The 24,510-nt window shown below is 33.5% G+C and carries 22 protein-coding genes; 6 read left to right on the top strand and 16 right to left on the bottom strand.

Features of this window, described 5'->3' with window-relative positions:
* Positions 1–134 precede the first annotated feature (134 nt).
* The 3 genes from VDP25_RS00350 (at position 135) to VDP25_RS00340 (ending at position 1,502) form a co-directional block, all read left to right on the top strand.
* Positions 135–461, top strand: coding sequence for a hypothetical protein (locus VDP25_RS00350; protein ID WP_215927101.1), 327 nt, complete (start codon positions 135–137; stop codon positions 459–461).
* A 76-nt stretch (positions 462–537) separates the two neighbouring features.
* The gene (locus VDP25_RS00345) at positions 538–951 is read left to right on the top strand and encodes a VOC family protein (RefSeq protein ID WP_215927103.1); all 414 of its coding nucleotides are present in this window, start codon (positions 538–540) and stop codon (positions 949–951) included.
* Positions 952–1,130: 179 nt separating this feature from the next.
* On the top strand, positions 1,131–1,502 hold the full coding sequence (locus tag VDP25_RS00340; RefSeq protein WP_215927105.1) for a hypothetical protein: 372 nt from the start codon (positions 1,131–1,133) through the stop codon (positions 1,500–1,502).
* A gap of 37 nt (positions 1,503–1,539) precedes the next feature.
* Here VDP25_RS00340 and VDP25_RS00335 read toward each other — a convergent pair whose 3' ends face one another.
* From VDP25_RS00335 to VDP25_RS00315, 5 genes are read right to left on the bottom strand one after another with little or no spacing between them, the layout of a single operon-like run.
* A complete protein-coding gene (locus VDP25_RS00335; protein ID WP_334465351.1) occupies positions 1,540–2,907 on the bottom strand; it encodes a mannosyltransferase in 1,368 nt (455 codons plus the stop codon).
* Positions 2,904–4,394: a cellulose synthase family protein gene (locus VDP25_RS00330; protein ID WP_282030506.1), complete on the bottom strand. Its 1,491-nt coding sequence runs from the start codon at positions 4,392–4,394 to the stop codon at positions 2,904–2,906. Before VDP25_RS00330 ends, VDP25_RS00335 begins: the two co-directional genes overlap by 4 nt.
* A complete protein-coding gene (locus VDP25_RS00325; RefSeq protein WP_334465348.1) occupies positions 4,391–5,083 on the bottom strand; it encodes a glycosyltransferase family 2 protein in 693 nt (230 codons plus the stop codon). Before VDP25_RS00325 ends, VDP25_RS00330 begins: the two co-directional genes overlap by 4 nt.
* Before the next feature lie 32 nt (positions 5,084–5,115).
* Positions 5,116–6,705: a 4Fe-4S binding protein gene (locus VDP25_RS00320; RefSeq protein WP_215927109.1), complete on the bottom strand. Its 1,590-nt coding sequence runs from the start codon at positions 6,703–6,705 to the stop codon at positions 5,116–5,118.
* Positions 6,706–6,707: 2 nt separating this feature from the next.
* Positions 6,708–8,012 carry an NAD(P)/FAD-dependent oxidoreductase gene (locus tag VDP25_RS00315; protein WP_334465344.1) on the bottom strand — a complete coding sequence of 435 codons (1,305 nt, stop codon included), beginning with the start codon at positions 8,010–8,012 and terminating at the stop codon, positions 6,708–6,710.
* 97 nt (positions 8,013–8,109) lie between these two features.
* On the opposite strand from VDP25_RS00315, the gene VDP25_RS00310 reads away from it, so the two are divergent.
* Both VDP25_RS00310 and VDP25_RS00305 read left to right on the top strand, forming a co-directional pair.
* Positions 8,110–9,117: a glycoside hydrolase family 113 gene (locus VDP25_RS00310; protein ID WP_334465341.1), complete on the top strand. Its 1,008-nt coding sequence runs from the start codon at positions 8,110–8,112 to the stop codon at positions 9,115–9,117.
* A gap of 59 nt (positions 9,118–9,176) precedes the next feature.
* Positions 9,177–10,454: a hypothetical protein gene (locus VDP25_RS00305; RefSeq protein WP_334465338.1), complete on the top strand. Its 1,278-nt coding sequence runs from the start codon at positions 9,177–9,179 to the stop codon at positions 10,452–10,454.
* A 69-nt stretch (positions 10,455–10,523) separates the two neighbouring features.
* On the opposite strand, the gene VDP25_RS00300 is transcribed toward VDP25_RS00305, so the two are convergent.
* Positions 10,524–12,053: a carboxypeptidase-like regulatory domain-containing protein gene (locus VDP25_RS00300; protein ID WP_334465335.1), complete on the bottom strand. Its 1,530-nt coding sequence runs from the start codon at positions 12,051–12,053 to the stop codon at positions 10,524–10,526.
* A gap of 171 nt (positions 12,054–12,224) precedes the next feature.
* Here VDP25_RS00300 and VDP25_RS00295 point away from each other — a divergent pair, with 171 nt between their 5' ends.
* Positions 12,225–12,959 carry a metallophosphoesterase family protein gene (locus VDP25_RS00295; RefSeq protein ID WP_334465332.1) on the top strand — a complete coding sequence of 245 codons (735 nt, stop codon included), beginning with the start codon at positions 12,225–12,227 and terminating at the stop codon, positions 12,957–12,959.
* 7 nt (positions 12,960–12,966) lie between these two features.
* Here VDP25_RS00295 and VDP25_RS00290 read toward each other — a convergent pair whose 3' ends face one another.
* The 10 genes from VDP25_RS00290 to VDP25_RS00245 form a co-directional block, all read right to left on the bottom strand.
* Positions 12,967–13,719 carry a TIGR04283 family arsenosugar biosynthesis glycosyltransferase gene (locus VDP25_RS00290; protein ID WP_334465329.1) on the bottom strand — a complete coding sequence of 251 codons (753 nt, stop codon included), beginning with the start codon at positions 13,717–13,719 and terminating at the stop codon, positions 12,967–12,969.
* 32 nt (positions 13,720–13,751) lie between these two features.
* Positions 13,752–14,612, bottom strand: a complete 861-nt coding sequence (locus VDP25_RS00285) for a DUF547 domain-containing protein (protein ID WP_334465325.1) — start codon at positions 14,610–14,612, stop codon at positions 13,752–13,754.
* Between the two features lie 27 nt (positions 14,613–14,639).
* Positions 14,640–15,548, bottom strand: coding sequence for a sterol desaturase family protein (locus tag VDP25_RS00280; RefSeq protein ID WP_282030515.1), 909 nt, complete (start codon positions 15,546–15,548; stop codon positions 14,640–14,642).
* 72 nt (positions 15,549–15,620) lie between these two features.
* Entirely contained in the window at positions 15,621–16,433 is an 813-nt protein-coding gene (locus VDP25_RS00275) for a purine-nucleoside phosphorylase (RefSeq protein WP_282030516.1), read from the bottom strand.
* A complete protein-coding gene (locus tag VDP25_RS00270) occupies positions 16,426–17,055 on the bottom strand; it encodes a TIGR04282 family arsenosugar biosynthesis glycosyltransferase (protein ID WP_282030517.1) in 630 nt (209 codons plus the stop codon). Before VDP25_RS00270 ends, VDP25_RS00275 begins: the two co-directional genes overlap by 8 nt.
* Positions 17,048–17,542, bottom strand: coding sequence for a rhodanese-like domain-containing protein (locus tag VDP25_RS00265; protein ID WP_334465315.1), 495 nt, complete (start codon positions 17,540–17,542; stop codon positions 17,048–17,050). Before VDP25_RS00265 ends, VDP25_RS00270 begins: the two co-directional genes overlap by 8 nt.
* A 30-nt stretch (positions 17,543–17,572) precedes the next feature.
* On the bottom strand, positions 17,573–18,400 hold the full coding sequence (locus tag VDP25_RS00260; protein WP_334465313.1) for a metallophosphoesterase family protein: 828 nt from the start codon (positions 18,398–18,400) through the stop codon (positions 17,573–17,575).
* Entirely contained in the window at positions 18,385–19,719 is a 1,335-nt protein-coding gene (locus tag VDP25_RS00255) for a sodium:solute symporter family transporter (RefSeq protein WP_334465311.1), read from the bottom strand. Before VDP25_RS00255 ends, VDP25_RS00260 begins: the two co-directional genes overlap by 16 nt.
* A gap of 6 nt (positions 19,720–19,725) precedes the next feature.
* Positions 19,726–21,168, bottom strand: coding sequence for a SusD/RagB family nutrient-binding outer membrane lipoprotein (locus tag VDP25_RS00250; protein WP_334465308.1), 1,443 nt, complete (start codon positions 21,166–21,168; stop codon positions 19,726–19,728).
* 82 nt (positions 21,169–21,250) lie between these two features.
* On the bottom strand, positions 21,251–24,445 hold the full coding sequence (locus tag VDP25_RS00245; RefSeq protein WP_334465304.1) for a SusC/RagA family TonB-linked outer membrane protein: 3,195 nt from the start codon (positions 24,443–24,445) through the stop codon (positions 21,251–21,253).
* Between the last annotated feature and the right edge of the window lie 65 nt (positions 24,446–24,510).

The following is a 24,510-nucleotide window of genomic DNA, read 5'->3' as shown; positions in this document are numbered from 1 at the left end:
TTATATTTAAAAAAAAAATAGCTTCAGAAATATTATTAAAGAATGACATATCCATTGCTAAAAGTTTATCATGGAGAATCATTTTTAAAATGGATATAACATCTGACATATAGAAAAAAAATAGAATTTACCTGATGAAACCAAAAGACGCACATTTAAAACGAGTTATAGTTGATTTTAAAAAATTAACACCAGAAATTTTAGCACTTCTGGTAGAGAAATATCCTGATGGATATGACGACGATAATGTTATCTCGTTTAAAAATGCAAAAAACGAAACAGTCGAAGCCGTAGAAGTCACTACAGAAGACACTAAGTATTTAGTAAAAGTAAGTACTAAGTTAGAACAGACGATGGAAAACTATGATGAAGATGATTATGAAGACTTTGCAGATGATGATCCAGATGCTGTAGTTGACCCAGATTTAGAGCCAGGAGCCGAAGGTGAAGATTTTGACTAAATTAGTGTTGCTACGTTAAGAATATTTTGTAATTTACTGTATGTTAAAATGTTATAAATTTTAAAATGGTTGAATTATGGAAACATCATTTCACATGTCGTTACCTTGTTTAAGTGTAGAAGAAACTAAAAATTTTTACATTAATAACATTGGAGCTTCCTTGGGAAGAGCTAACGAAAATTGGATAGATATAAATTTATTTGGTCATCAACTAACATTTATTCAAGCCGAGAAATTCAATTTCAATAGCCCAAATTATGTCTTTGAAGGTAAGATGTTACCTTCATTTCATTTTGGTGTTATTGTAGATGTTGAAAAATGGGGAGAACTCTATGCAAAACTGAATAATCTGAATTTAAAAGTGGTAACTCAAACCACGTTTTTAAAAGATCAAACAGGTGAACATTTATCGTTTTTTATTAAAGATTCAAACGATTATATGTTAGAGTTTAAGAGTTTTAAAGACTCTGATGATATATTTAAAGTATAATGAACTACTTTTATTTTAAAACAGAAATAGACAAAAAATAGCGTCTTTTAAAGTTCCACAGTATTTATAACCAAGAGGTTGTAATCTAAAAGCATTTGGGCTTGAGGTGGCAAAATCCCAAAACCACAAACTAAAAATTTTAATTATTACTGAATTATTTCAGTATAAAATTTAATGCGATGAATACTAAAAAAATAACAGTATTTGTGCTTATGGTCATGGTTTTAAGCGCAAATGCATTTTCAATTACAAATCAAATTAATCAAAATAAGATTAAAGTAACTAAGGTTGCAACTTTTGATGGTTACGATGCAGAAGATGGCTATGCTTTTATTATTAGAGAAGATGAAGATGATGAAGACAGTGAGGCAATTGTTTATTTTACTGAAATCACAGAAGCTGCTCTAAAAGCAGTGAATCTAAAATCTAATGACCTTATTGGTAAGCGTTTTGAGATTATATATGAGGTTACAGAATATGAAGAAGAAGATGAAAACGGTTTTATAGAAACCTATGAGAGTTATAAATTAATACAGGTTAAGAGGTTGTAATTATAACATCAAACCAATAGCCAATAAAATAAGACTGCTAGGAAACTTGCAGTCTTTTTTGTTTTAAAACTTCCCCAACAAAAACGGAAATTATAATACTGTATTCTAAAGCAATAACCCATAAATTTTCAGAATTGTTAGTATTAGAATAGGCCAAATAACTTAGTACAATTACCAAAGACCAAACTAGTGGAAATTTATAATTGGTAAAAACACTTAATATTATTAAGGTTGCAATGTACCATGGGTGAACAGTTGTGCTTAAAAAAAAGTATAGGGTAAGTACTAAAAGCATTGAGGTTATTAAGTTTGGTAAATTAGTATGCTTTTTAAAGAATGTAAATCCTAAAATAATAAGTACTGAAATTAAGGGTAGAATTTTTCCAATAATGGCAATTTCATTATAACCCGTTATAGCATAACCAATGGCTCTTGCTAGATAATAAACACTAGCATTGAATTCAAAATTTCCAAACCAAAGTCCAACAGTTTTTGAGTAGTTATTCAAAAATTCCATAGAAAAGAACGGTAAGAATAATAGCAATGTAGTTGCTCCTACAATGGCGTAGAATGTAATTAATTTTATGAATCCTAATGTATTATTTTGTTTATCTATGGTATTAGATGTAAACCATCCAAAAAATAAGGGCAACAACATTAGTGGAATTAATTTTACAGAAATAGAACAAGCCAAAACCACAGCAGCCCATTTCCATTTTCCAGAGAGTAATAAATACAATGACCAAATGAAAAAGAAAATCATGACACCTTCAAAATGAAGATTCCCTGTTAATTCTATGATAATAAACGGATTTAAAATGTACCAAAATATTCTACTTGAAGGTAATTTTAAGCGTTCTAAAAGTTTCTTTCCAAAATATAGTGTGCCAAGATCAGCTGCTATAATAACGAGCCTTAATCCAATAACTGAGCTTAGAATACTCTTTCCTGGTAATAGGTTGGCCAGAACAAAACAAAATTGATTTAAAGGAGGATAATTAGAAAAGTGAGAGGAGCTTAAGCTTCCCATGCCATTGTACAATTCTTGAGCTTGATTTATAGGGAATTTTAGATTATTAATAAAAGAATCTGGTGTGTATAGGTAAGGGTTAAAACCTTCTAAAATCATACGGCCATCCCAAATAAAGCGATAAAAATCTTGAGATAAATTAGGGATAGCAAAAAGAAATAGCAATCTAAACAGAATAGAAAAACCAACTAAAAGTTTAAAGTTAAAACCGGTTTTCTTAATTATTTGAAAAGCTAAAAAAAAGAGAGTAATGTAAATTAGTAATAGTTCTATGGTGTCCCAACGCATTAAATCATACGCAAACCAAGCATAGAAAGCACTACTAATAATAAAAAATAGAAATGGAATTTTGTGATATTTCCAAAGCGCAATCACACTTTAGAACTTAGTGATTTAAAAAATACATACCCAAAGCCAATAAATAGCATTAAGTGAAACGGAAACAATCCAAAGTCACCACCTTGGTCACCAACCACAAATGCACTGTACATACCAAAAGCAAAATAAAGCATTAAAATACCTTCAATAATAACATGAGGAGACATCTTTTTTATAATGTATTTGTTGCCTTTCCATGAATCTCTAATAGTGCTAATATTAAATTTAGGAGTTCTTACAAACTCGCTTCGTTTGCCTATATGACCTTCGATTACAGCAATAGAATTATGTAAAGAAAAGCCCATGGCGATAGAGAAAAAGGTGAAAAACATTCCTATATAACTAAAGAATTTTTTAAAACCACTACCATAAATATTACGGTACATAAACCAATAACACACAAAGAAAATAATAGTACTCATTACAAAGAAACTCATAATATAAAAGTAGTTTCTTAAATGCGCATATTCATTTTTTATATATAACATTGGAATACTTAAAATAGCCACTGTGAATATGCTTAAAAACATTGTACTATTTAATAAATGTAGTAAACCGTGAACTTTTGTTTTTGTAGAAATATTATCAGACTTTATAACACGCCAAAGCATTTTTCTAAAGTTTTCTGCTCCACCTTTATTCCAACGAAATTGTTGAGAACGTGCAGCACTAATAACAACTGGTAATTCAGCTGGAGTTTCTACATCTTCTAAATATTTAAATTCCCAGTTTTTTAGTTGTGCTCTATAACTTAAATCTAAATCTTCAGTAAGGGTGTCACCTTCCCAGTTACCTGCATCTATAATGCAAGTTTTTCTCCATACACCAGCGGTGCCGTTAAAATTTATAAAATGGCCTTTGCTATTTCTACCTACTTGTTCTAAAGTGAAATGAGCATCTAAAGCAAAAGCTTGAATTTTGGTTAATAAAGAATAATTTCTATTAATATGTCCCCAACGTGTTTGTACAACACCAATTTTTTCATTTTTAAAATAAGGAATGGTACGTTTTAACCAGTTAGGTTGTGGTAAAAAGTCAGCATCAAAAATAGCAATATACTCACCTTTAGCTATTTTTAAACCTTCTTTAAGCGCACCAGCTTTAAATCCGCTTCTATCTGTTCTCGTAATATGTGTAATATCTAAACCTGTTTTGGCCAACTGCTCTACATGTGCTTTTGTAGTTGCAATAGTCTCATCAGTAGAATCATCTAAAACTTGAATTTCTAATTTATCTTTTGGGTATTCTAAAAGCGCAATATTATCTAATAAACGCTTCATTACATACATTTCGTTATATACGGGAAGTTGAATGGTAACGAAAGGAATTTCTTCAGAATTGGAAAAATCAAAGGTTTCACAATCTTGCCTTTTCTTTTTCGAAGATAAATAATTATAAAGTAAATTTAGTTGCGCCAAAGCGTACATAAATATAAGTACAATGGCAATGGTGTATATAACAATAACGATTGATTCGAGAATCATTTTTTAAAACTGTATTTAAAAATCCAACCTAAGATTTTTATGCCTGCAAAGATAGCACCTTTTATCGTTCCTGAAACTTTTGAGACACCTATTCTGTTTCTATAATTAACAGGAATTTCCCTATAGTTTAATTTCTGTTTTAAAGCTTTTAATTGCATTTCAACAGTCCAACCATATGTTTTATCTTCCATATTTAAGCCTAAAAGGCTCTTGTATGTGATGGCTCTAAAGGGGCCTAAGTCTGTAAATGTTGAGCGGAAAAACAAGGCCATTAAGCTTGTTGCTAGCCAATTACCAAAAATTTGCGGAGAGGTCATAGAGCCTTCTTCTCGTAATTCTTTAACACGAGCACCAACTACAAAATCAATATCATCCTCTAAGATAGGTTGAATGATTTTTGTTAATTCTTCGGGGTAATCACTGTAGTCACCATCTAAAAAAACAACGATATCTGGTTTTTTTTCTAGTTTAGAAATATAATCCATGCCTTTTAAGCACGCATAACCATAACCTTTTCTGTTTTCGACTAAAACTGTTGCACCTGCATTTTTGGCGTTAATTTCAGTGTTGTCAGTAGAATTATTACTAACCACAATAATTTCATTGACAATAGAAGGTATGTCTTTTATGACGAGAGGAATTGATTCTTCTTCGTTATAAGCAGGAATAATAACTTTTATGTTGGGCATTTAGTGTATTTGAAAGTGCAAAAGTAATCTTCTTATTTTTGATTTACTAAATCCATTAAATCAACATCGTTTCCTAAAAGGACTTCTGTTGGATTAATACGTCCTTTCATAGAGTCATTTTCTAATTTTAAAACACCTCTTGGACAAACAGCAGAACAAATACCACAGCCAACACAACTAGAGCGTACGATGTTTTCTCCTTTTTGCGCATAGTGTCTTACATCAATACCCATTTCACAACTGTTAGAACAGTTACCACAAGAAATACATTGGCCACCATTAGTGGTAATTCTAAATTTTGAAAACAAACGCTGTTGGAATCCAAGAATTGCTGCCATAGGGCAACCAAAACGACACCAAGAACGGTTTCCTAAAATGGGATAAAATCCTGTACCAATAACTCCAGAAAAAATGGATCCAATATAAATGCCATAAGCAGATCTTAAGGCGCCAGCTTTAATATAAAATAGATGATCTGTGGTGCCTGTAAAATGCATAATCAATAAAAGAGCAATGACAATAAAAAATCCTATAGCTCCGTATTTTGCATCTTTTCCTAATTCTTGTCGTTTAAAGAACATCACTGCGGCAAATACTAAAGTTAAAAAGCCAATGACTAAGCTTATAAAAACACCTCTGGTTAGCCAAAAATCATTTTTATCATAGCCTAAGTAGGTGTACACCATGGCAACAGTCATTACAATAGAAAATACTAAAACGGTATGGATTAACCAACGTTCTAATTTCCAAGCCGACATTTTTTTAGACGATAATTGTCTAAAAGAATCACCAGCAGTTTCTGCTAATCCGCCACAACCACAAACCCAAGAGCAGTACCAACGTTTTCCATATTTATAGGTTAAGATTGGAGTTATAACAAAGATGGATAGGATACCAAATATGAGTAACGCCAAGCCAATATTTCCATTAGATAAAAATCCTTTTACAGACCATTCATCAAAAATGTAATAATTAAGAGGCCATATACTTTTAAGGTCGTAGTATGGTAAATCGTTGTTCATAACGTACATAAATTCAGGAATCAAAAAGGCAAAACCCAATTGAAAAAACATCACTGAAACGGTACGTAATTGTTGGTAACGATTATGTCTGTATTTTAGAATAAATTTATATCCAAAAGCTAAAATAGCAACGGTATACAAGGTGCCGTAAACAAACCATTGGCTCGCATTTCTGCCACTCAAGAGTTGACTCAAAGGATCAAATAAACTAATTAAACCCGTGTTTTCTGCTCCGTCAGTACCTAAACCTAGATATTTAGGAAAGAAATAAAGTACAATATAGAAGGTGGTTAAAATCACACCAACAATCCAACCCCAAACTCCACGAGAGGAAATAGATTTAAACCAAACACCATCATTCTTTATGCCTTCTAGTTTTGTAAGGTAAGCTTCTCTAGAATACATGATAATACCGCCAATTATAGATCCTAACGACAGTGTAAGAAATAAACCTTTATTGGGAAAATTAGTATTAAAAAGCGCTAAGGCTAAAATAAATAAGCCAATAACACCTATGGCAAGAGCTACTTTTTGTTTGTTATTAATATCTAAAGCATCTGGTTTTGCTAAAGACATACTATGGTTTAATTTATTGCTCATTTTTATACTGGTTGTAACTGGTTAGTGTAGGCTTTTAAAATTTCGTTTTCAAATCTTGAATAAAATTCAGGATCAAAGTTGGCTTCAGAGAGGTGATTCATCACGTAATCTACATCGCGTTTTTCAGTAAGCCATTGATCAAAAACGTCATGGCGCATTCTAATTCCAAAGGTGTTAATACCTAAAAATTTATGGGTATTTTTATCGTAAGCAACAGTTATACATTTGGTGTCGTCTTCATGTTTCCAATGAAAATGTTGTTCGTATTCTGGTCGTCCGCGTTCGCCAAATACCCAACCATAGGTTTGATATTCGATATCTAAAAATTTAGCAGAATTAAACCAATGGCCTGGTTTGTATTCCATTTTATTTCCGCAAATGGTTTGTGCTAAGGTTTCACCCATCATACGACCAGTGTACCAAACGGCTTCAATTGGTCTTCGGTTTCCAATGGCTTCATGCTGTTCGGCACAATCACCAATAGCATAGACATCTGGAATGTTGGTTTCTAAAAAACGATTCACTTTAACACCACGTCCTATTTCAATATCAGAATCTTTTAAAAAATCAATATTTGGTGTAACTCCTGCAGTTAAGCCAACCACATTACATTCTAGTTCTTCGCCGGTTTCTTCAATAATAACCGATTTTACATTGCCATTATCGTCTGAGTTAATGGCTTTCAGATTTGTAGAAAGTCGTAAATCGATATGATGATTTTTAATGTGCCTATTAATCATTTCACTTTCTCCTTTAGGCAATACACCATTCCAAAAGCTGTCTTCCCTAACAAGAAATGTTACAGGAATACTTCGGCTATTCAACATTTCAGCCAATTCAATACCTATTAATCCACCACCAACAATTACAGCACGTTTGCATACCTCATTATTGGGTGCATGTACTTCTAGATTTTCTAAATCTTGTTTGTGGTACATGCCCATTACACCGTTTAAATCTTGTCCTGGCCAACCAAATTTATTGGGTTTACTTCCTGTTGCAATAATTAATTTATCGTATTGAAGCGTATCACCTTCGGCAAAATGAAGTGTTTTAGTTGCTGTTTCAACCTGTTTTACGTAACCTTTTTTGAGTTCAATTCTGTTTTTTTTCCAGAACCAATTCTCGTAAGGTTGTGTGTGTTCAAACTTCATATGTCCCATATAAACATACATTAATGCTGTACGAGAGAAGAAATAATCGGCTTCGGCTGAGACGATAGTTATTCTTTTATCGGATAGTTTTCTGACGTGTCTTGCAAGCGTAACTCCAGAAATGCCGTTGCCAATAATAACGATGTGTTCCATATAATTGAGGTTGTTGATATGGACTATAGGTCGAAGCTTTTGTTAAAACCTTAATCTATTAGTCGAATTTCTTTAAATTTAGGCATAATTTTATAGTATGCGATATCTTTTTTACTTCCTTTTAAGCATCATTGTTATAAGTTGTGCTGCTGCAAAATACAAGCCTTTAAAAATAAATGGTGTCAGTTTTGTTGCGGCTAGGGATGCTATTGATAGTACACATACCAAACCGGTTGTTAATATAAATGCCAATGCTGCAGCTATTATGCCTTTTGGTTTTATAAAAGATGTTAATCATCCTGAAATAATTCATAATACAGAGCGTCAATGGTTTGGAGAGACTAGAGCTGGTGCTAAACAATACATAAAAACGTTACATAAAGACCATATTGAGGTGATGATAAAACCTCAAATTTGGATTTGGCATGGTGAATTTACAGGTTTATTAAAAATGAATACTGAAGCAGATTGGAAGTTATTAGAGTCCTCATACTCTAGTTTTATTCTTGAATATGCAGAATTGGCAGAAGAGGTAAACGTAGAAGTGTTTTGTATTGGCACTGAACTTGAAGAATTTGTTAAAAATAGACCAGAGTATTGGCAGCAATTAATTAAGGAGATTCGAGCGGTTTATTCAGGGAAACTAACTTACGCTGCTAATTGGGATGAATTCTGGACCACACCGTTTTGGTCAGAATTAGATTATGTAGGCATTGATGCTTATTTTCCGGTGAGCGATATGCAAACACCAACAATTGAAGATTGTATAAAAGGTTGGGAAAAACACACACAAGGTTTAAAAGCATTTTCTGAAAAATTAGACCGACCTATTTTATTTACAGAGTTTGGTTATAGAAGTGTTGATTATTCTGCTAAAGAACCTTGGCGCTATGATCGTTCTATGACTTCTGTGAATTTTGAAGCTCAAAACAATGCCACCCAAGCTCTATTTGAAGCCGTATGGCAAGAAGATTGGTTTGCTGGTGGTTATTTATGGAAATGGTTTATAGAACATAATAAAGCTGGAGGATTAGAAGACAATCAGTTTACTCCACAGAATAAGCCCGTTGAAGACATTATAAAGGCGCATTATAGTCAGTTTTAATTTAAAGTTTTGTAATGCTATAAAATATTTAACGTCTGAGAGTTCAATTACTAATATGTATGAACTTAAAATTAATATTATTTATAGTAATACTTTGTTTAGGATGCTTAAGCTATTCACAAGATATCGTCATTGCTGAGGTTGAAATTGAAGGCAATAAACGTACTAAGACTAAGTTTTTAAAACGTTTAGCTTTTGTAAAAAGAGGAAGCACAGTAGATTCTACTATAATAGCTGCAGATGTAAGACGTTTTAAGTTGTTAGCTTCTGTTGCTAGTGCCTCGTCAAAATTAGAAAAAATTGAAGATGAAAACTACAGACTTATCTATACGATTGTTGAAAATTTTGCTATTATTCCTGGGCTAAATGTATCTCAAGATAATAATGATGATTTTGCATTTAGAACATCTGTTTTCGATTTTAACTTTCTTGGGCAAAACCAAATATTGGGTGGGTTTTATGCGAGAAATGTGTTTGATTCTTATGGGTTTTATTGGGAGGCACCCAATTTATTTACAAGAAAATTAGGAGTCGGTATTAATTACCAAAACAATGTATTACAAGATCCTATCTTTTTTGAAGATGGACGTGATGTTAATTATAAATCCACAAGTAGTGCCTTTGAATTAAGATTGATGTATGAACATAATTTTAAGAATAGATTCGAAATTGGTATAAACGTCGCTAATGAAGATTATAATTATTTGAGCGGAAATCTACCTCAAAGCATTCCAGAAAAATTAGGTGTCGATAGGGTAAGGGTTGTTGGTGAGTACGAGCATAACAATATTACCAATGAGTATCAATACATAGATGGGTTTAGAAGTGTTTTTACTTACAGTTTTACATTGCATTCTAATGGTGACAACGCATTGTTACGTAATTTTTTTATTGGTAGAAACGATTTTGAATATTTTAAACGTATTGGTAATAAAGGAAATTGGGCTAATAGACTTCGTTTAGGATATGCTACTAATGATACAACTCCATTTGCACCATTTGCATTAGATAATCAACTTAACTTAAGAGGAGTTGGAAATACCATTGATAGAGGTACGGCCTCTGTAGTATTAAATACAGAATATAGACATACAATACTAGAAAAAGGATGGTTTGCCATGCAAGCCAATGCGTTTATCGATGCTGGTACGTGGCAAGAGCCAGGTGGTAATCTCGGAGATTTAATTGAAGGAGAAAAAGCAAGCGCATTCACTGGTTTAGGTGTTCGGTTTATTCACAAGCGTATTTTTAATGCTGTCTTTCGTATAGATTATGGTGTTGGAATAGGAAAAAAAGCGAATAATGGTATTGTCTTTGGAATAGGGCAGTATTTTTAACGAGACTCAAAACAAGCAAGAGCTCTGCTCGAAGCTTGTTTTGTTATCCCAATGTATTGTTCTTGTTTATTATTCCATATCAATGGCTTTAAATTCTTTTAAAGCTTTATTAGGCTCAATAATATTATAACCCTTCCAAAACTCAGGATCGTATTGGTTTAATTGGGTTGGAGTAACAAGTGATTTTTCTTTGAAATTTTTAAAATCTGATTCAGATATGGCATCAGTTTCAAAAACTACAAGTTCTGTTTTTTCAATATTTCTAACGATAAAGTGAATGTCTCCTTTTAATTCATTTTGTTTACGTCTGCCTTTTACATTTTTATTTTTCTCTACAATTTTAAAAGGTCGTTTAATGCCAACGCGTTCGCCTAAAGACTCATCTCTGTATTTTAAAGTGTATTTATCATTGTCATTTTTTTGAAAGATGATTGTGCCTTCCTTTAAGTATTTTTTCATGGAAATGCCAAGAAGAGAAAACTTACTTAGTGGTTTTACATTTTTATAATCAACTCTTACAACTGCAAAATCTTCAGTATTCACATACATGGTACCAGAAAAGTCTTCACTGCGTTTGGGCTTAAACGGAATCACATACACAAACATATCATTGATATATGCATAATCTGCAATTTCAAATTCATAACGTCTCGATTTATGAATAAAGTTAAGATCATTATCTTCATCAATAAAGTTGTTGTTTTCAAAATTATGAATCATCATTTTTCGCCAATGTAAAAAGCCAATTTTACGAATAGAATCTCTTTTCTTTTGTTCGGCAAGTAAGGCATCTGTAGCGGCTTCATTTTTTTTATTTGTATCTCCAAATAATGAAGAATCCATTTCCTCTTTTACACTAAACCAACCCGATTTTATTTTAAAATACGAATCGCGTTTTACATACTTTTTAAAGATGTCATTAAAACGTTTTTCATAATTATCTAGGTTAATGTCTTTAGATTTATCATATAAACGACAAGCTTTTAGAATCTCCATTTTTTGAGAGGCCTTTGGTTCAATTTCACCGTAGATCTCACCTAAAATTTCAGTGTGATTACTATTGTTTTTAGGCATTATATGAAGCAAACTATCTATGAATTGCTGGTTGAATTCTGGTATGGTCGATTTTTCTAAACTCACATCGTATTTGTCCATTTCAGTATAATAGGATGTCCTATAAAAGAGTTTACGTTTGTTATAGCTGAAGTCGTAATTTACCGTTAAGCCTTCTTTTATTTTATCTAAAACTTCGTCGATGGTGTAATTTTTATTGGTGACTAGCACTTCCGATAAATCCACAGATTTTGATTCTAAATAAATAGGAGAATTGTTGAAGTTAAATAGTGAAATTCGTTTTTCTTCATACCCTAAACAACTTATCATTAATGAGTCTGTTGCTCTAATAGCACGTTTAATTGTAATATTAAATTCCCCATTATCATTACTAATAACACCTGTTTTTGAGTTAAATTGAATAGTTGCAAAAGGAATGGGTTGTTCTGTTTTTGCGTCTAATAATGTTGAAGAAAAAGTTTCCTGTCCGTAAGATTGCGACACTATGCATAGGATAATCGCAATGATGATTTGATTGATTTTCATGATGAAGGATTGATTGGTTGATTTACAGCCAAAGTATAAGATTGATGGATTTTATAAACCCGATTTAAACTTTTATTAAGTAAGATTTATCTTAAATTTAACAACTTTAAGAATATTTAAGAGTCATTTTAATTAAAATGAACTGTCAACTTTAATAAAAATAGAAATAAAATGCGAATATTAGCCGTAGGAGATATACATGGAGGATTAAGAGGTTTAATTCAAATTATAGAAAGAGCAAACGTTAGCTCAGAGGATACATTGATTTTTTTAGGAGATTATGTTGATGGTTGGAGTCAATCGGCTCAAGTCATTCAATATTTAATTGAGTTGTCTAAAACCAATACCTGTATTTTTATAAAAGGAAATCATGATGTATGGTGTCAAAATTGGTTGGCTTCGGGTGTTGTAAATGATATTTGGTTTAATAACGGAGGAAAAGAAACTATTGAAAGTTATGAGGCATTTTCTAAAGAAGAAAAACTAATACATCTCGATTTTTTTGACGCTATGGCCTTATATCACATTGATGCTGAAAATCGCTTATTTCTTCATGCTGGTTTTACATCTATGCATGGTGTGGAGCGCGAATTACATAAAGAAAACTTCTATTTTGATAGAACGCTTTGGGAAATGGCATTAACGCTAGATAAAAATATCAAACAAGGATCAGTGCGTTATCCTAATCGCTTAAAGCATTATTCTGAAATTTATATTGGTCATACACCAACCATTAATTTTGGTGAAGACCAACCAATGCATTGTGCTAATGTCTGGAATGTTGATACAGGAGCCACCTTTACAGGGAAATTATCTGCTATAGATATTGATACAAAAGCCATTTTTCAAAGTGATAAACTAATGGATTTGTATCCAAATGAAATAGGACGAAATAAGAAAAAGTAAGCAATACTTAACAAATATTTTTTTTGTAATAATAGAGTAGGTCTTGAGCAGACGCACCAAACCATTTTTTTACATAAATTGTCCAAAAATGGTATTGTAGTTTCCAAACACCATGTTTACGATAGAGTCGTGCTGAGGTTGTCAATTTTTTATTGATGACTGTAAATTCATTCCGGGCATACAATTCATTAATCAGAATATTGTCTTCGTAGATAATATAGTTCTCGTTATAACCACCAATATCGTTAAACAGTGTTTTTGTAATAAACTGACTTTGGTCGCCACCTCTACTAGCACGCCAAGAAAATTGGGTAAGCCAACTGGCTAAACGTAACCACCAATGGTTACTGTCAAATTGCATTCTAAAACAACCTGCTTGATTACCTTTTTGAACTTCATTTAGAATAAATTGATCAAAATCTTTAGGTGGAAAAGAATCGGCATGAAGAAAATATAAAATACTTCCAGTTGCATGCTTTGCACCCAAATTCATTTGTTTTGCTCTGCCTTTGTCTGAAGATAGTAACTTTATGTCTGGTCGAGTGCAGTCGAGACCTTTTGATTGGTTTGAATTCACTTCAGACCTGTCAGGTTCTTGAAGCCTAACAGGTCTAAGTATGTCCAAAGTACCATCTGTACTACCTCCATCAACCACTATAATTTCAGAAATGTTCTTAGACGACGAATTCTCTATTAAATGTGTTAACAAACGGCTAATAGTATCAGCCTCATTTAAAACAGGAATAATTATACTAATCATACAGTACTTACGATAAATTAATGATCGTAGTTTTAATCATTTAAATTCCAATTGTAATCGGTATAGCTTTTTTTAGCAGATTCTGAAATGGTAATGTCTGAGTATTGATTTAAGAAATCAATTAAGCTACCATCTTGCTCAAAATCCTTTTTAAACCACTTAAATATTTTTGAAATCTTGATGTTGTCTTTAGACAATTCGTTTTTAGACGTATCCGCTAAAAATTCTTTTGTAGCATGGGTTAATTGTGCATCTAAGTTTGAAGCTGTAAATGCTGTATTCTGAAGTTTTGGGCACGATACAGAAGCACAAACAATAGCAAAATGAATTCTAGGTTCATTCATTTTTCTTAGTATTTTATGCTCAATATCGTTTAGATTTTGCCAAGTATCACCCAATTTCCAAAGACGCTGATCCCAAGGATCTTTAATATCTTTTATACTTTTTGTTGGGTAATTTCTGAGGATTAAATCTATGGTTAAAGCGTTGTATGCATTAATCCAGTAAGCGAGTTTGTCGTTCTTAGTCCAATCATCATTAGGTTGGTATAATTTTAATAAATCAATATAACGCTGTAAAGTTTTTGATTCAGCTTTAAGACCTTTATAATTTACATTTCCATTTTCTGAAACATACTTTTTTAACAATGCATTAAAAATAGTATGATCAAAAGCTTCCGTATAAATAAGCTCTGTAGTTACTGAAATGCCATCATCACTGATGCTACCATCTTCCCCTAAGCTTATTTTAGTAGAATTATTGTCTTTTTTTTGTTCTGTAAAAACAAGCTCAGAAGCATTTGTTTCTATAGCTTTATCTTGAGTTGTTTGTTGCAATCCACTACACGATAACGTAAATATTAAGGTGACAATTAAGGCTGATAAATATTTCATATATGGTGTTTTTAGGTGTTAGATTTACTATTCTGAACTCTTGATGTCCTGTTTTTTTGAAAACGCAGGATACAATTCTTGTTTTAAAAAATCTTTAGGAAAATTTTCATCACCTTCAAAACCGAGTTCAATATCTCTACCATCGTGTGGTATATAATCGGTTTTAAAAATGTAATCCCATAGACTTAACGTTAGTCCAAAGTTTACACCATACCTTACATCTTCCGGTAATTCTTTTACATGATGCCAGATATGCATCTTAGGATTATTAAAAATGTATTTTAAAAAGCCATAATCCCAACCCAAATTAGCATGGTTAAGATGACCAATAGCAATGCTGAAGAAATAAACAATAGCCACATCTTGTGCGTCAAAACCACCAATGATAGCAATAGGAATATAAAGTATAGATTTATAAACCACAGGTTCCATCCAATGGTAACGTAAGTGTGCGGCAAAGCCCATTTCTTTTACAGAATGATGCACTTTATGGAAATTCCATAACCATTCAAAACGGTGCAAAAGCCGATGCGTATTCCATTGTACAAAGTCTGAAACAATAAAAAAGATAAATAAGCCTAACCATTTAGGGAGTTCATCAACATCAAAAAGTTGAAAGCTAGAAACAGATAGTCCAATAAGACCTAAAACATCATTAAACAGTTCTGAAACCGTATTAGATAAAGCAATAAAAACGATAAGATTCAACAAAAAGAAATTGAAAAACATGTAAAATGTATCTAGCCAAAAATCTTTTCGGAATAAGGCTTGCTCTTTTCTCCAAGGAAATGCAATTTCAAGAATCCAAACTAAAACAGAAATAAGGATAAGACCATAAAAAAAGTTGTCCCAATGATTGAGGTCAATGAGTTCGTATTTGAGGTAATTCCAGTATCCTGAATAGGAATTTTTAATGAGGTCTATATACTTTTCCATAGGTGCTTCCTGAGTAGGCAGGAATGTCTTTTGTTATCCTTCAAGGTTTTTAAATCCTTGCAGGTCTTTTTTTTATAAGGTCTTAATCAGCTCTTTAAAAAGCGTAATCATATTTGGTTCTGCTTTTTCGGCCATAGCAATGATTTCAGAAATATCAACGGGTTTTAAATTATCTGGATCACATTCGTCTGTTAATACAGAAACGGCAGCAACTTTTAAATTCAGGTGATTTGCCACAATAATTTCAGGAACCGTACTCATGCCAACTGCATCAGACCCCATGATTTTTAACATGCGATATTCGGCACGTGTTTCAAGTTGAGGGCCAACCACACTAGTATAAACACCTTTGTGTAACGTTATATTGTGTGCTTTAGCAATGCTTTCAAATTTCGCATTAATTTCGGCATCATAAGGTGCACTCATGTCTGCAAAACGTTCTCCTAATTCTGAAACGCCTTTAAACGCTAAAGGTGAACCTCCTTGAAGATTAATATGATCGTCAATAAGCATTAATTCTCCTTTTTTATAATTGAGATTAATGGCTCCGGAAGCATTAGAAACCAATAAGGTTGTTATACCTAGTTTTTCCATAATTCTTACCGGAAACGTTACATCTTGTAACGTGTAACCTTCATAAACATGAAAACGGCCTTGCATAACAACTACCTTTTTACCTTCTAAAATGCCGTAAATAAGTTTGCCTTTATGAAACTCTACGGTTGCTGTAGGAAAGTTGGGAATGTGATTATAACTTGCTTCGGCTATGATTTCAATTTCATCAACTAATTGTCCTAAACCGGTACCTAAAATGATGCCGATTTCGGGTTGATCAAAGCCTTTGCCTTGTAAATATGCTGTGCTTTCTGTTATTTGGTTAATCATTGAGTTGCTGTATTTTTTCTTGTAATTTGATGTTCGATTTATAAAAGTCTGAAGCAATTAAGTCTTCATAGGTGTCAATATCGTTTAAAGTGTCCAAGATACCAACTGAAATTTGATTACTCTGTAACTCTTGTAACGTTAACTGAAATAAATTGGGTTGACTCCATGGTTTGTTGGTGAAAATTTCGGTATTCAATTTAGACATGCCTACTAAATAATAACCACCATCTTCTGCTGGACCAAAAACCACTTCACTCGTATTTAAGGCCTCTAATCCATTTTTTATATGTGTAGAATGAATGTCTGGTAAATCAGAACCAATCAATACGATGTTGTTATAGCCAGCATCAAATCCATCTTTAAAAGCGTTAAGCATGCGCTCACCTAAATCAGCTCCATATTGTACCGCTTTAAATTCACCTTTCCATTGGTCATCTACAATAGCATTAGAAAAATAAATGCGTTTATCTATGTCTAATTTCTGAGTTGCTTTTTCTGTGATTTTTACCAATTCGGTGTACACTTCAAACGCACCAAAATCGCCAATGGTTTTAGCGAGTCTTGTTTTTACAGTTCCTAATTTTATGTTTTTGACAAACACAATAACAAGTGATTTATTCATAGATTTTAATGCCTTTTAATAACCATTTACTCCAGTCTTTAGAGTAAGCGTGTACGTGATCTGTTTCCTTTTCTTCGGAATTATATACGGGAAAATTGTTGTTCTTCCATTCAAAAATACCACCAAATAAATTGTAAACATTAGTGTAGCCTTTCTTTTTAAGTTGTTCTGCAATGTCTTCAGATCGAATACCAACAGAACAATATACAACAATAGTTGATGTTGTATCAGGCAGTGTTTTTATAACAGTATCTAAATCGAAATTATCGTAGCCAACATGTATAGCATCCTCAATATGACTTACATTGTATTCTTTAAATTCTCTGGCATCCAGTAGAATAGCATTCGTTTTTGGCATGGCCAATTCTTGAACAGAAATATAAGGAATACGCTCTTTATTATGAATTTTCAATAACTCATGAAGGGTTTCTTGGCTATTTCCAAAGCAACTTAAGAGTAAAAACGATAAGATAATGAGGTTTCGCATTTGTGATTAGTATAAATAATTTGGTTAACCTTACAGTTCTAGTGGTTTTCCTTGCTGCTGTTTTTCGACTTCAGGTAAAATTTCCATGTTGTCCCAAATCCCTGAAACGATCGTTTTTGCATAAGATTCTGGAAGTAATCCGTTTAGCATTAATTTGTTAGTGAGCGTATGGTTATAGTCTAACTTACGAAAATTTACCTGCAAAGGTTTTGTCAAGTCATCCAAAATAGCAAACCAAACATTGGGATTTCCATCATTAGCAGGCATACCAATGACACCAGGATTTATCCAACGTTTATTATTGTTTTTATGTTTGAAAGGTAAACCACAATGGCCAGCAATAATGATATCGCTTTCTGTAGCTTCAAAATTAGATTGCTTAGTAGCCCAAGCTGTCGATTTGAAAATAAATTCTGAAACATTAAAATACGAACCATGTACAACAGTCACCTTCTGATTTCCAAGTGTGAATTTTATATAATCTGGAAGCGTTTCAAGATAGTTAAGTGAATCTTTAGAGAGTTTACTCTTCGCATACGGATACCATTGTTGCGAAAAACCATCGCATCGCGAACCTTCTCTAAAATCGCATCCGCAATCATCTTCATCATCACGTAATTGTATTTCAACATTACCAACAATGCTTCTGGCATTCCAGTTTTTGAAGGTCTGAATGGTTTCTTCAGGTTGTGCGCAATAGCCTATAATATCGCCAGTGCAAATACAATTTTCAGGTGGAATACCTTCAGATTCTGCCACAGCAATTAGTGCTTCAAGTGCTTGAAGATTACTGTAAACACCACCAAAGAGTAGTACTTTACCTGATAATTTTCCTATGTCAATTATGTTTTTATCCATTTCGGTATGAAATATAAAATATTACAACTTAAAATTCCCCAAATATTCACCCAAAGTAAATCGGCATACTTGCCTTCTGTAAAAATTAAGGCTTCCGGAAACACATTAAAAATCAAGATAAATCCAAATATTAATCCGGTAATAACACTCAAATAGAAACTCATTTTGGGTACTTTAATGTTCCAAAACAGAAAGATGGGTGTTAAACCAATAACCATGGTGCCAGATATGGTGGTTGCGGATAAAATTTCGGCTTCAAGAAAAACAGGCAATGTACCTAATATAGCAATAGCTGCCATGGATGCTCTTCCAAAGTTAATATCGTTAACCATACCTAAATCAATCGCCAATAATTTTGAAAACGATGAAAAGGTAGAGTCTAATGTTGATGCGGCTGAGGTTATCATTATAAAATTAATGACTAATAAAATAACCACGCCAAAGGCTTTTCCGACTTCTACAGCGGCTTGACCTTTAAAACCTTGGGTTTGTGCATAGACGCCAATAACACTAAATAGTATAATACAAATAGCACCTAATAAACTTGCCCATAAAAAGCTTTTTCGGGTGACTTTTGGTGAACTAATAAAGGCTCTATCCGTTAAAACCGGATCGTGAAACGGATAACTAAACGATTGAATAATGGCAGCGAAAAATAAATTCAAACCCAATTCAAAGCTCCACGTACCAGAGGTTACGACATCAGTAACGCTAAAGGTTTCTATAGAGAAGATATTCCATAAAATTACTATAAGTAGAATACTGAACAATACCATTTGAATGACATCGGTAAAAATAGAACTGCTTAAGCCTCCTTTTATCGCATACGCTAGAGTCAAAATGGTAAAAACAATAATCGCCCAATAATAATTGGAACTGCCTGTTTCGCCAAAATAACTACCAATAACCATGGTGTTACTCCACACTTCATTAAACAACCTGATGGCAATCAATATAGAAAATAAAGCCATGGCTTCTTTTCCAAATTTGGTGGTTAAAAACTGATGAATACTTTTAAATCCACCAACAACGCGCATTTTGTAAATTAGTAAACCAGCGACAGCAAAGGATACATAATAACCAGCATACGCAACGCCACCAACAATACCAAAGTCTAAACCTAAGTTGGCGGCGTTGGTAATGCTCTTGGCAAAAATCCAAGAAATGATAAGACTTCCTGTAAGCACTAAACTATTAGGTGCTTTCTTTTTATGAACCGCCTTAAAAAATTCGTCTGTAGTTTTTGCTAATGGTGATAATAGAAAGAGTAGTAAACTCGATACGATTATCAAGGTCCATTGCCAGTTAATTATATCCATGTGTGTTTATTCATTCCACCAAACCGGTACGTTTATACTATTGTTGTCTGTTGCGGTTGCTGCAACACTGTAATTTTCAAAATTTAAAGCGGCTTCCTCAGCAGGATAAGGCATTCTAATCGGAATTAAATCATTGTTTAAACTTGCTGAAATGGTTTGTAGTTCGGGGAAACCTGTTCTTCGGTATTCTATCCAACCTTCATAACCATTAATAACATTAGCTATCCATTTTTGCGTTAAGATTTGTTCTATTGGATTTGACCCAAAAGCATTATAAGCTGCAGGACCAGTGAGGTAGTCTGCAGGTAATGCTGTGTTCCAATATTCGAAAGCTAAAGTGACTCCAGTATTATAATGCGTTTGTGCATCTGCGTTGATAATGCCTTTGGCAGCCGCTTCAGCTAAGGCAAATTGCACTTCCCAAGCGGTAATAAAATTAGCGTCTAAGGTTGAGGTGTCTTCTCGAAAAGCAGTACTTGCTAAAGAATAATTAGCTAAGGCAATTGAGGTTGATGAGGCATCAATGCCATTTAATAAACCATTAAATTCATTGGCAGTTGAATTAGAAAATGGTCGGAATAAACTTGAAAGTCGTGTGTCATTCAAACCGACTAAAATTGTTTCCATTGTTTCGGATAAGACAAAATTGTTGAAATCACCAATGCGTAATTGTGCTAACCTAAAACTGTTTGGGTCTGTATTGGTAAAATTGAAAATAGCATTTTCACTGTTGGAAGTGATATAGTTGCCTTCATCAAAAAGGGATTGTAAATCATTAGAAACATCAATTTTATCAGAAATACGCACCAATTGTTTAATTTTTAAAGCATTCGCAAATTTTATCCAAGCGTCTAAGTTGCCATTAAATAAAATATCACCTTCTAACGGAATCACATCCGTATAGGCTTCAATAGCCGCAATGCCTTTATCTAAGTTATCTAAAATGCCGTTTTCATTGAGGTAAATCTCTTCTTGCAAATCATATGCTGGTGTTACTGTACCGTTAACACCATTAAAAGCTTCAAAATAAGGAACGTCTCCAAATAAATCCGTCAACCCAGCCGCCATATACGCTTTTAAAATCAAAGCAGGACCTTCATAAACAGCAAAGGTTTCTGTGGTTCTGGCTTGGTTGAGAATAATCTCATTATCTCTTAAATTGGTATAAAAAATAGGCCAAGGATTACCACCCAATTGTGGTGATTTTAGCGCATGTCTATCAAATAAATTAAAATCTAAAGCGGTTCTGTGTTGCGCTAATAAGTCACCTGCAACAAAACCTTCATAGCTCATGTTTTCGCCAAAATCGTAAATCACTTGTCGCAGTAATAAACTAGGCTGAACAGAACTTGGTGCATTTGGATTCGTATTGATGTCTTCAAAATCTTTGGTACAGCTTGTGGTAAAAATCAAGCTTAAAACCGAAACGATATATATAATTTTTTTCATTGAAAATTTTATTTTCATTCCCTTAAAAAAGGGAAGCCTATTATTTTGTTCACTATTCTTGAGATTCCCGTTGTTGTGAGAACTAGAAATTAAATCCAGCTTTAAAACCAATACTTCGTGTGGTCGCATAACTCATGTCTTCCACACCACTTACAAAACCATTCCCTTGAACCGCTAATTGTTCTGGGTCAAAATGCGGATTCTCAGTAATTGCAAATAGATTATTTCCAACTAAGGAAAGACTTAAATCAGCACCTTCTTTCAATCCTAAAAAACCATCTTTTATATTGAAGGTATAGCCAATAGCGAATTGACGTAGTTTTAAAAAGGAAGCGTCGTAAACGTTGTTCTCTTCGTGATTTCTATCATAAAATTGCCGGTAATAACTTTCTGCCGAAACCGCTACAGTATTGGCTTGTCCTGTATTTACATTAACACCTTGCGCTACAATTCCAGCATCTGGCCTATAGCTGGTTTCGGCTAATTGACCACCAACATTTCCTAAAGCACGTGTTCTAGAAACGACTTCGCCTCCTTGTCTCCAATCGAATAAAAAACTCATACTCCAATTTTTATAATTGAAATTGTTACTCCAGCCTAAAGTGAAATCAGGATTGTAATTTCCTAATTTTTTTAAATCATTATCTGCGATAAATCGACCTTCATCATCAATTAAAAATTCGCCATTGTCGTTTTTATCATAACCTGTTCCATAGAAATCACCAACACGTCCTCCTTCTTCCACTTGAAACCAAACGGTTTGGTTGGCGCTATCATAAATTCTACTGTAAGCCAATGTTAATCTGCCATCGGCTTGCGGTAAATCTTTAATTACAGAACGATTCGTTGCGAAGTTAAAAGTGCTATTCCAATTAAAATGATCGGTTTGAATAGGTGTGATCCCTAAAATAATTTCCACACCTTGCGTATTTACGTTTCCGCCATTAACCACTTGCTGATTGTAGCCCGAAGAAATAGCCACAGGTAAAGAAATAATTTGGTCTTCGGTATTGGCATTGTAATAGGTAACGTCTAATCGCAATTTATTTTCAAAAAAACGTAAGTCTGTACCAAATTCATAAGAGGTGGTGCGTTCTGGTTTTAAGTTGGCATTTGGGATAAAATTTTGATCGCTAAATGTGGGTTGACTATTATAAGGGGTTTGCGATACAAAAGCACCTGAAGTTTGGTAAGCGCTAGTATCATTTCCAACTTGTGCCACACTTGCTCTAAGTTTTACAAACGAAAATACGTCTGGCAATTCCGTAATATTAGATAAAATAAAACTCGATGACACAGAAGGGTAGAAGAACGAAGTGCCATCCACGGAAAAAGGTGTAGCTAAAGCACTAGACCAATCATTTCTTCCCGTAATATCTAAGAATAGATAATCTTTATAACCCAGTTTTGCAATACCATAAAATGAATTAATTCGCTTTTCACTTTCAAACTGAAAAACTTCAATTGGTGATGCTGCATTGTTTAAATTGTAAATTCCGGGTTGTGCTAAATTAACCGTTTGCGATTGTTTAGTCGATGCGGTTTGGTTCAACCTATTTCCACCTAAAAAAACATCAAGTGAAAAGTCTTCAAACTGATTGTTGTAGTTGATGAGAAAGTCGGTGTTAATCTCTCTAAACATTACATCATGCTCGGCATAAGCACCATTACTGAAACGATTACTACTGTATGCTCTGCGTAATTCACGCTTTTCAGTACTATAATCCATCCCTGTTCTTAAGGAAACACTTAAGTTTTTAGTCAGCTCTTGTGTAATGGATAGATTTCCAAAAATACGATCGCGATTAAAGGAATTGGTGTTCTCATTTAAGATAAAATACGGATTGTCAAAAAACGTGTAGTTAAAAGAATATTGTTGTGTGCCTTCTAAACCCGGTTGCCAATAATTTTTAAGATTTTCAATATTTAAAGAACGTGGTCCCCAAGCTACTAACGAGTAATTCGCGTTTTCACTTCCGTAACCATTGGATGGTCTATTGTCGCTACTAGAATTTATGTAGCTAAAAGATGAATTGATTTCGGTATTGTCACTTGGTTGAAAGTTTAATTTAGCAGCAATGGTTTGGCGGTCTAAATTCACGCCAGGAATAATCGATTCACTTCTCAAGTCGGTGAATGATAATCTGTAGTTACCAGAATCAAATCCATTAGAAACTGAAATATTATTAATGGTTGTAATACCTGTTTCATAAAAATCCTTCAAGTTATCTGGATTCGATTTAAAAGGTGTTGCTGTGATTTCTAAACCATCATAAAGCGCAGTATCTCCACCTCTAACAAAAGTGCCATTTGGTAATTGCACAGGACTATCAAATTGCGGAATTAACAAACCCGTGTCTAATCGTGGTCCCCAAGAATAGGTGATGTTGTCGTTAATGCCGCCGCCAAGTCCATCAATATATTCAAACTGACCCGAATTTCCTTGACCATACGAATTTTGAAAATCAGGTAGTCTAAATGCTGTTTCCACAAAAAGAGAGGAATTAAAACTAATACCTAAACCTCTTTTGTTTTTGCCGTTTTTGGTTTCAATAACAATAACACCATTGGACGCTCTTGTGCCATATAATGCTGCGGCACTTGGACCTTTTAAAACGGTAACAGAGCCAATATCATCAGGATTAACTTCCATGGCTCCATTACCAAAATCAATTTCTTGAAATCCGGCTGCAGCTTCATTGGTGAAATTAAAAACCGTTTCATTATTTATTGGTACACCATCTAAAACAAATAAAGGATTGTTGTTAGAAAAGGACGCTTCGCCTCGAATCGTAATTTTGGAAGAAGAACCAACACCTGTGGCACCTTGCGTTACGGTAACTCCGGCTAATTTACCTTGTAGGTTGTCTAGAAAGTTCACCGTTTTTACTTCCGTTAATTTTTTAGCAGAAATGGCTTGAACTGCGTAACCCAATTCTTTAGTGTCACGTTCTAAACCTAAAGCAGTAATGACCACTTCGTCTAAAGCAGCCGAGTCTTCTTCAAGTGCAATGTTGATTATAGTTGTATTACCAACAGTAATGGTTTGGGTTTTAAAGCCTAAAAAGGAAAAAGTAAGTTGTTCGGTACTTGAGTTGACGACAATGCTATATGTGCCTTGCTCGTCTGTTGTTGTTCCATTGCCATTGTTAGATGAGATGTTTACAAACGGTAAAGGTGTGTTTGAAACGGCATCGGTGACGGTTCCAGTAATTGTAATTTGCGCATTGCCCAATAGACATAAGCATAGCAGTAAGCATGAGTAAATGTACTTCATATCACGACCACAAAACGTGGCAATTTTTTAAGATGTGAGAATCGTTAGTTGTAAAAATTCTTGGA

Source organism: Winogradskyella sp. ECml5-4, from assembly GCF_036903175.1.
In the GTDB taxonomy this organism is placed as follows: domain Bacteria; phylum Bacteroidota; class Bacteroidia; order Flavobacteriales; family Flavobacteriaceae; genus Winogradskyella; species Winogradskyella damuponensis.
The sequence above is the reverse complement of the archived record's forward strand: the minus strand, read 5'-3'. Positions and strand labels throughout refer to the sequence as shown.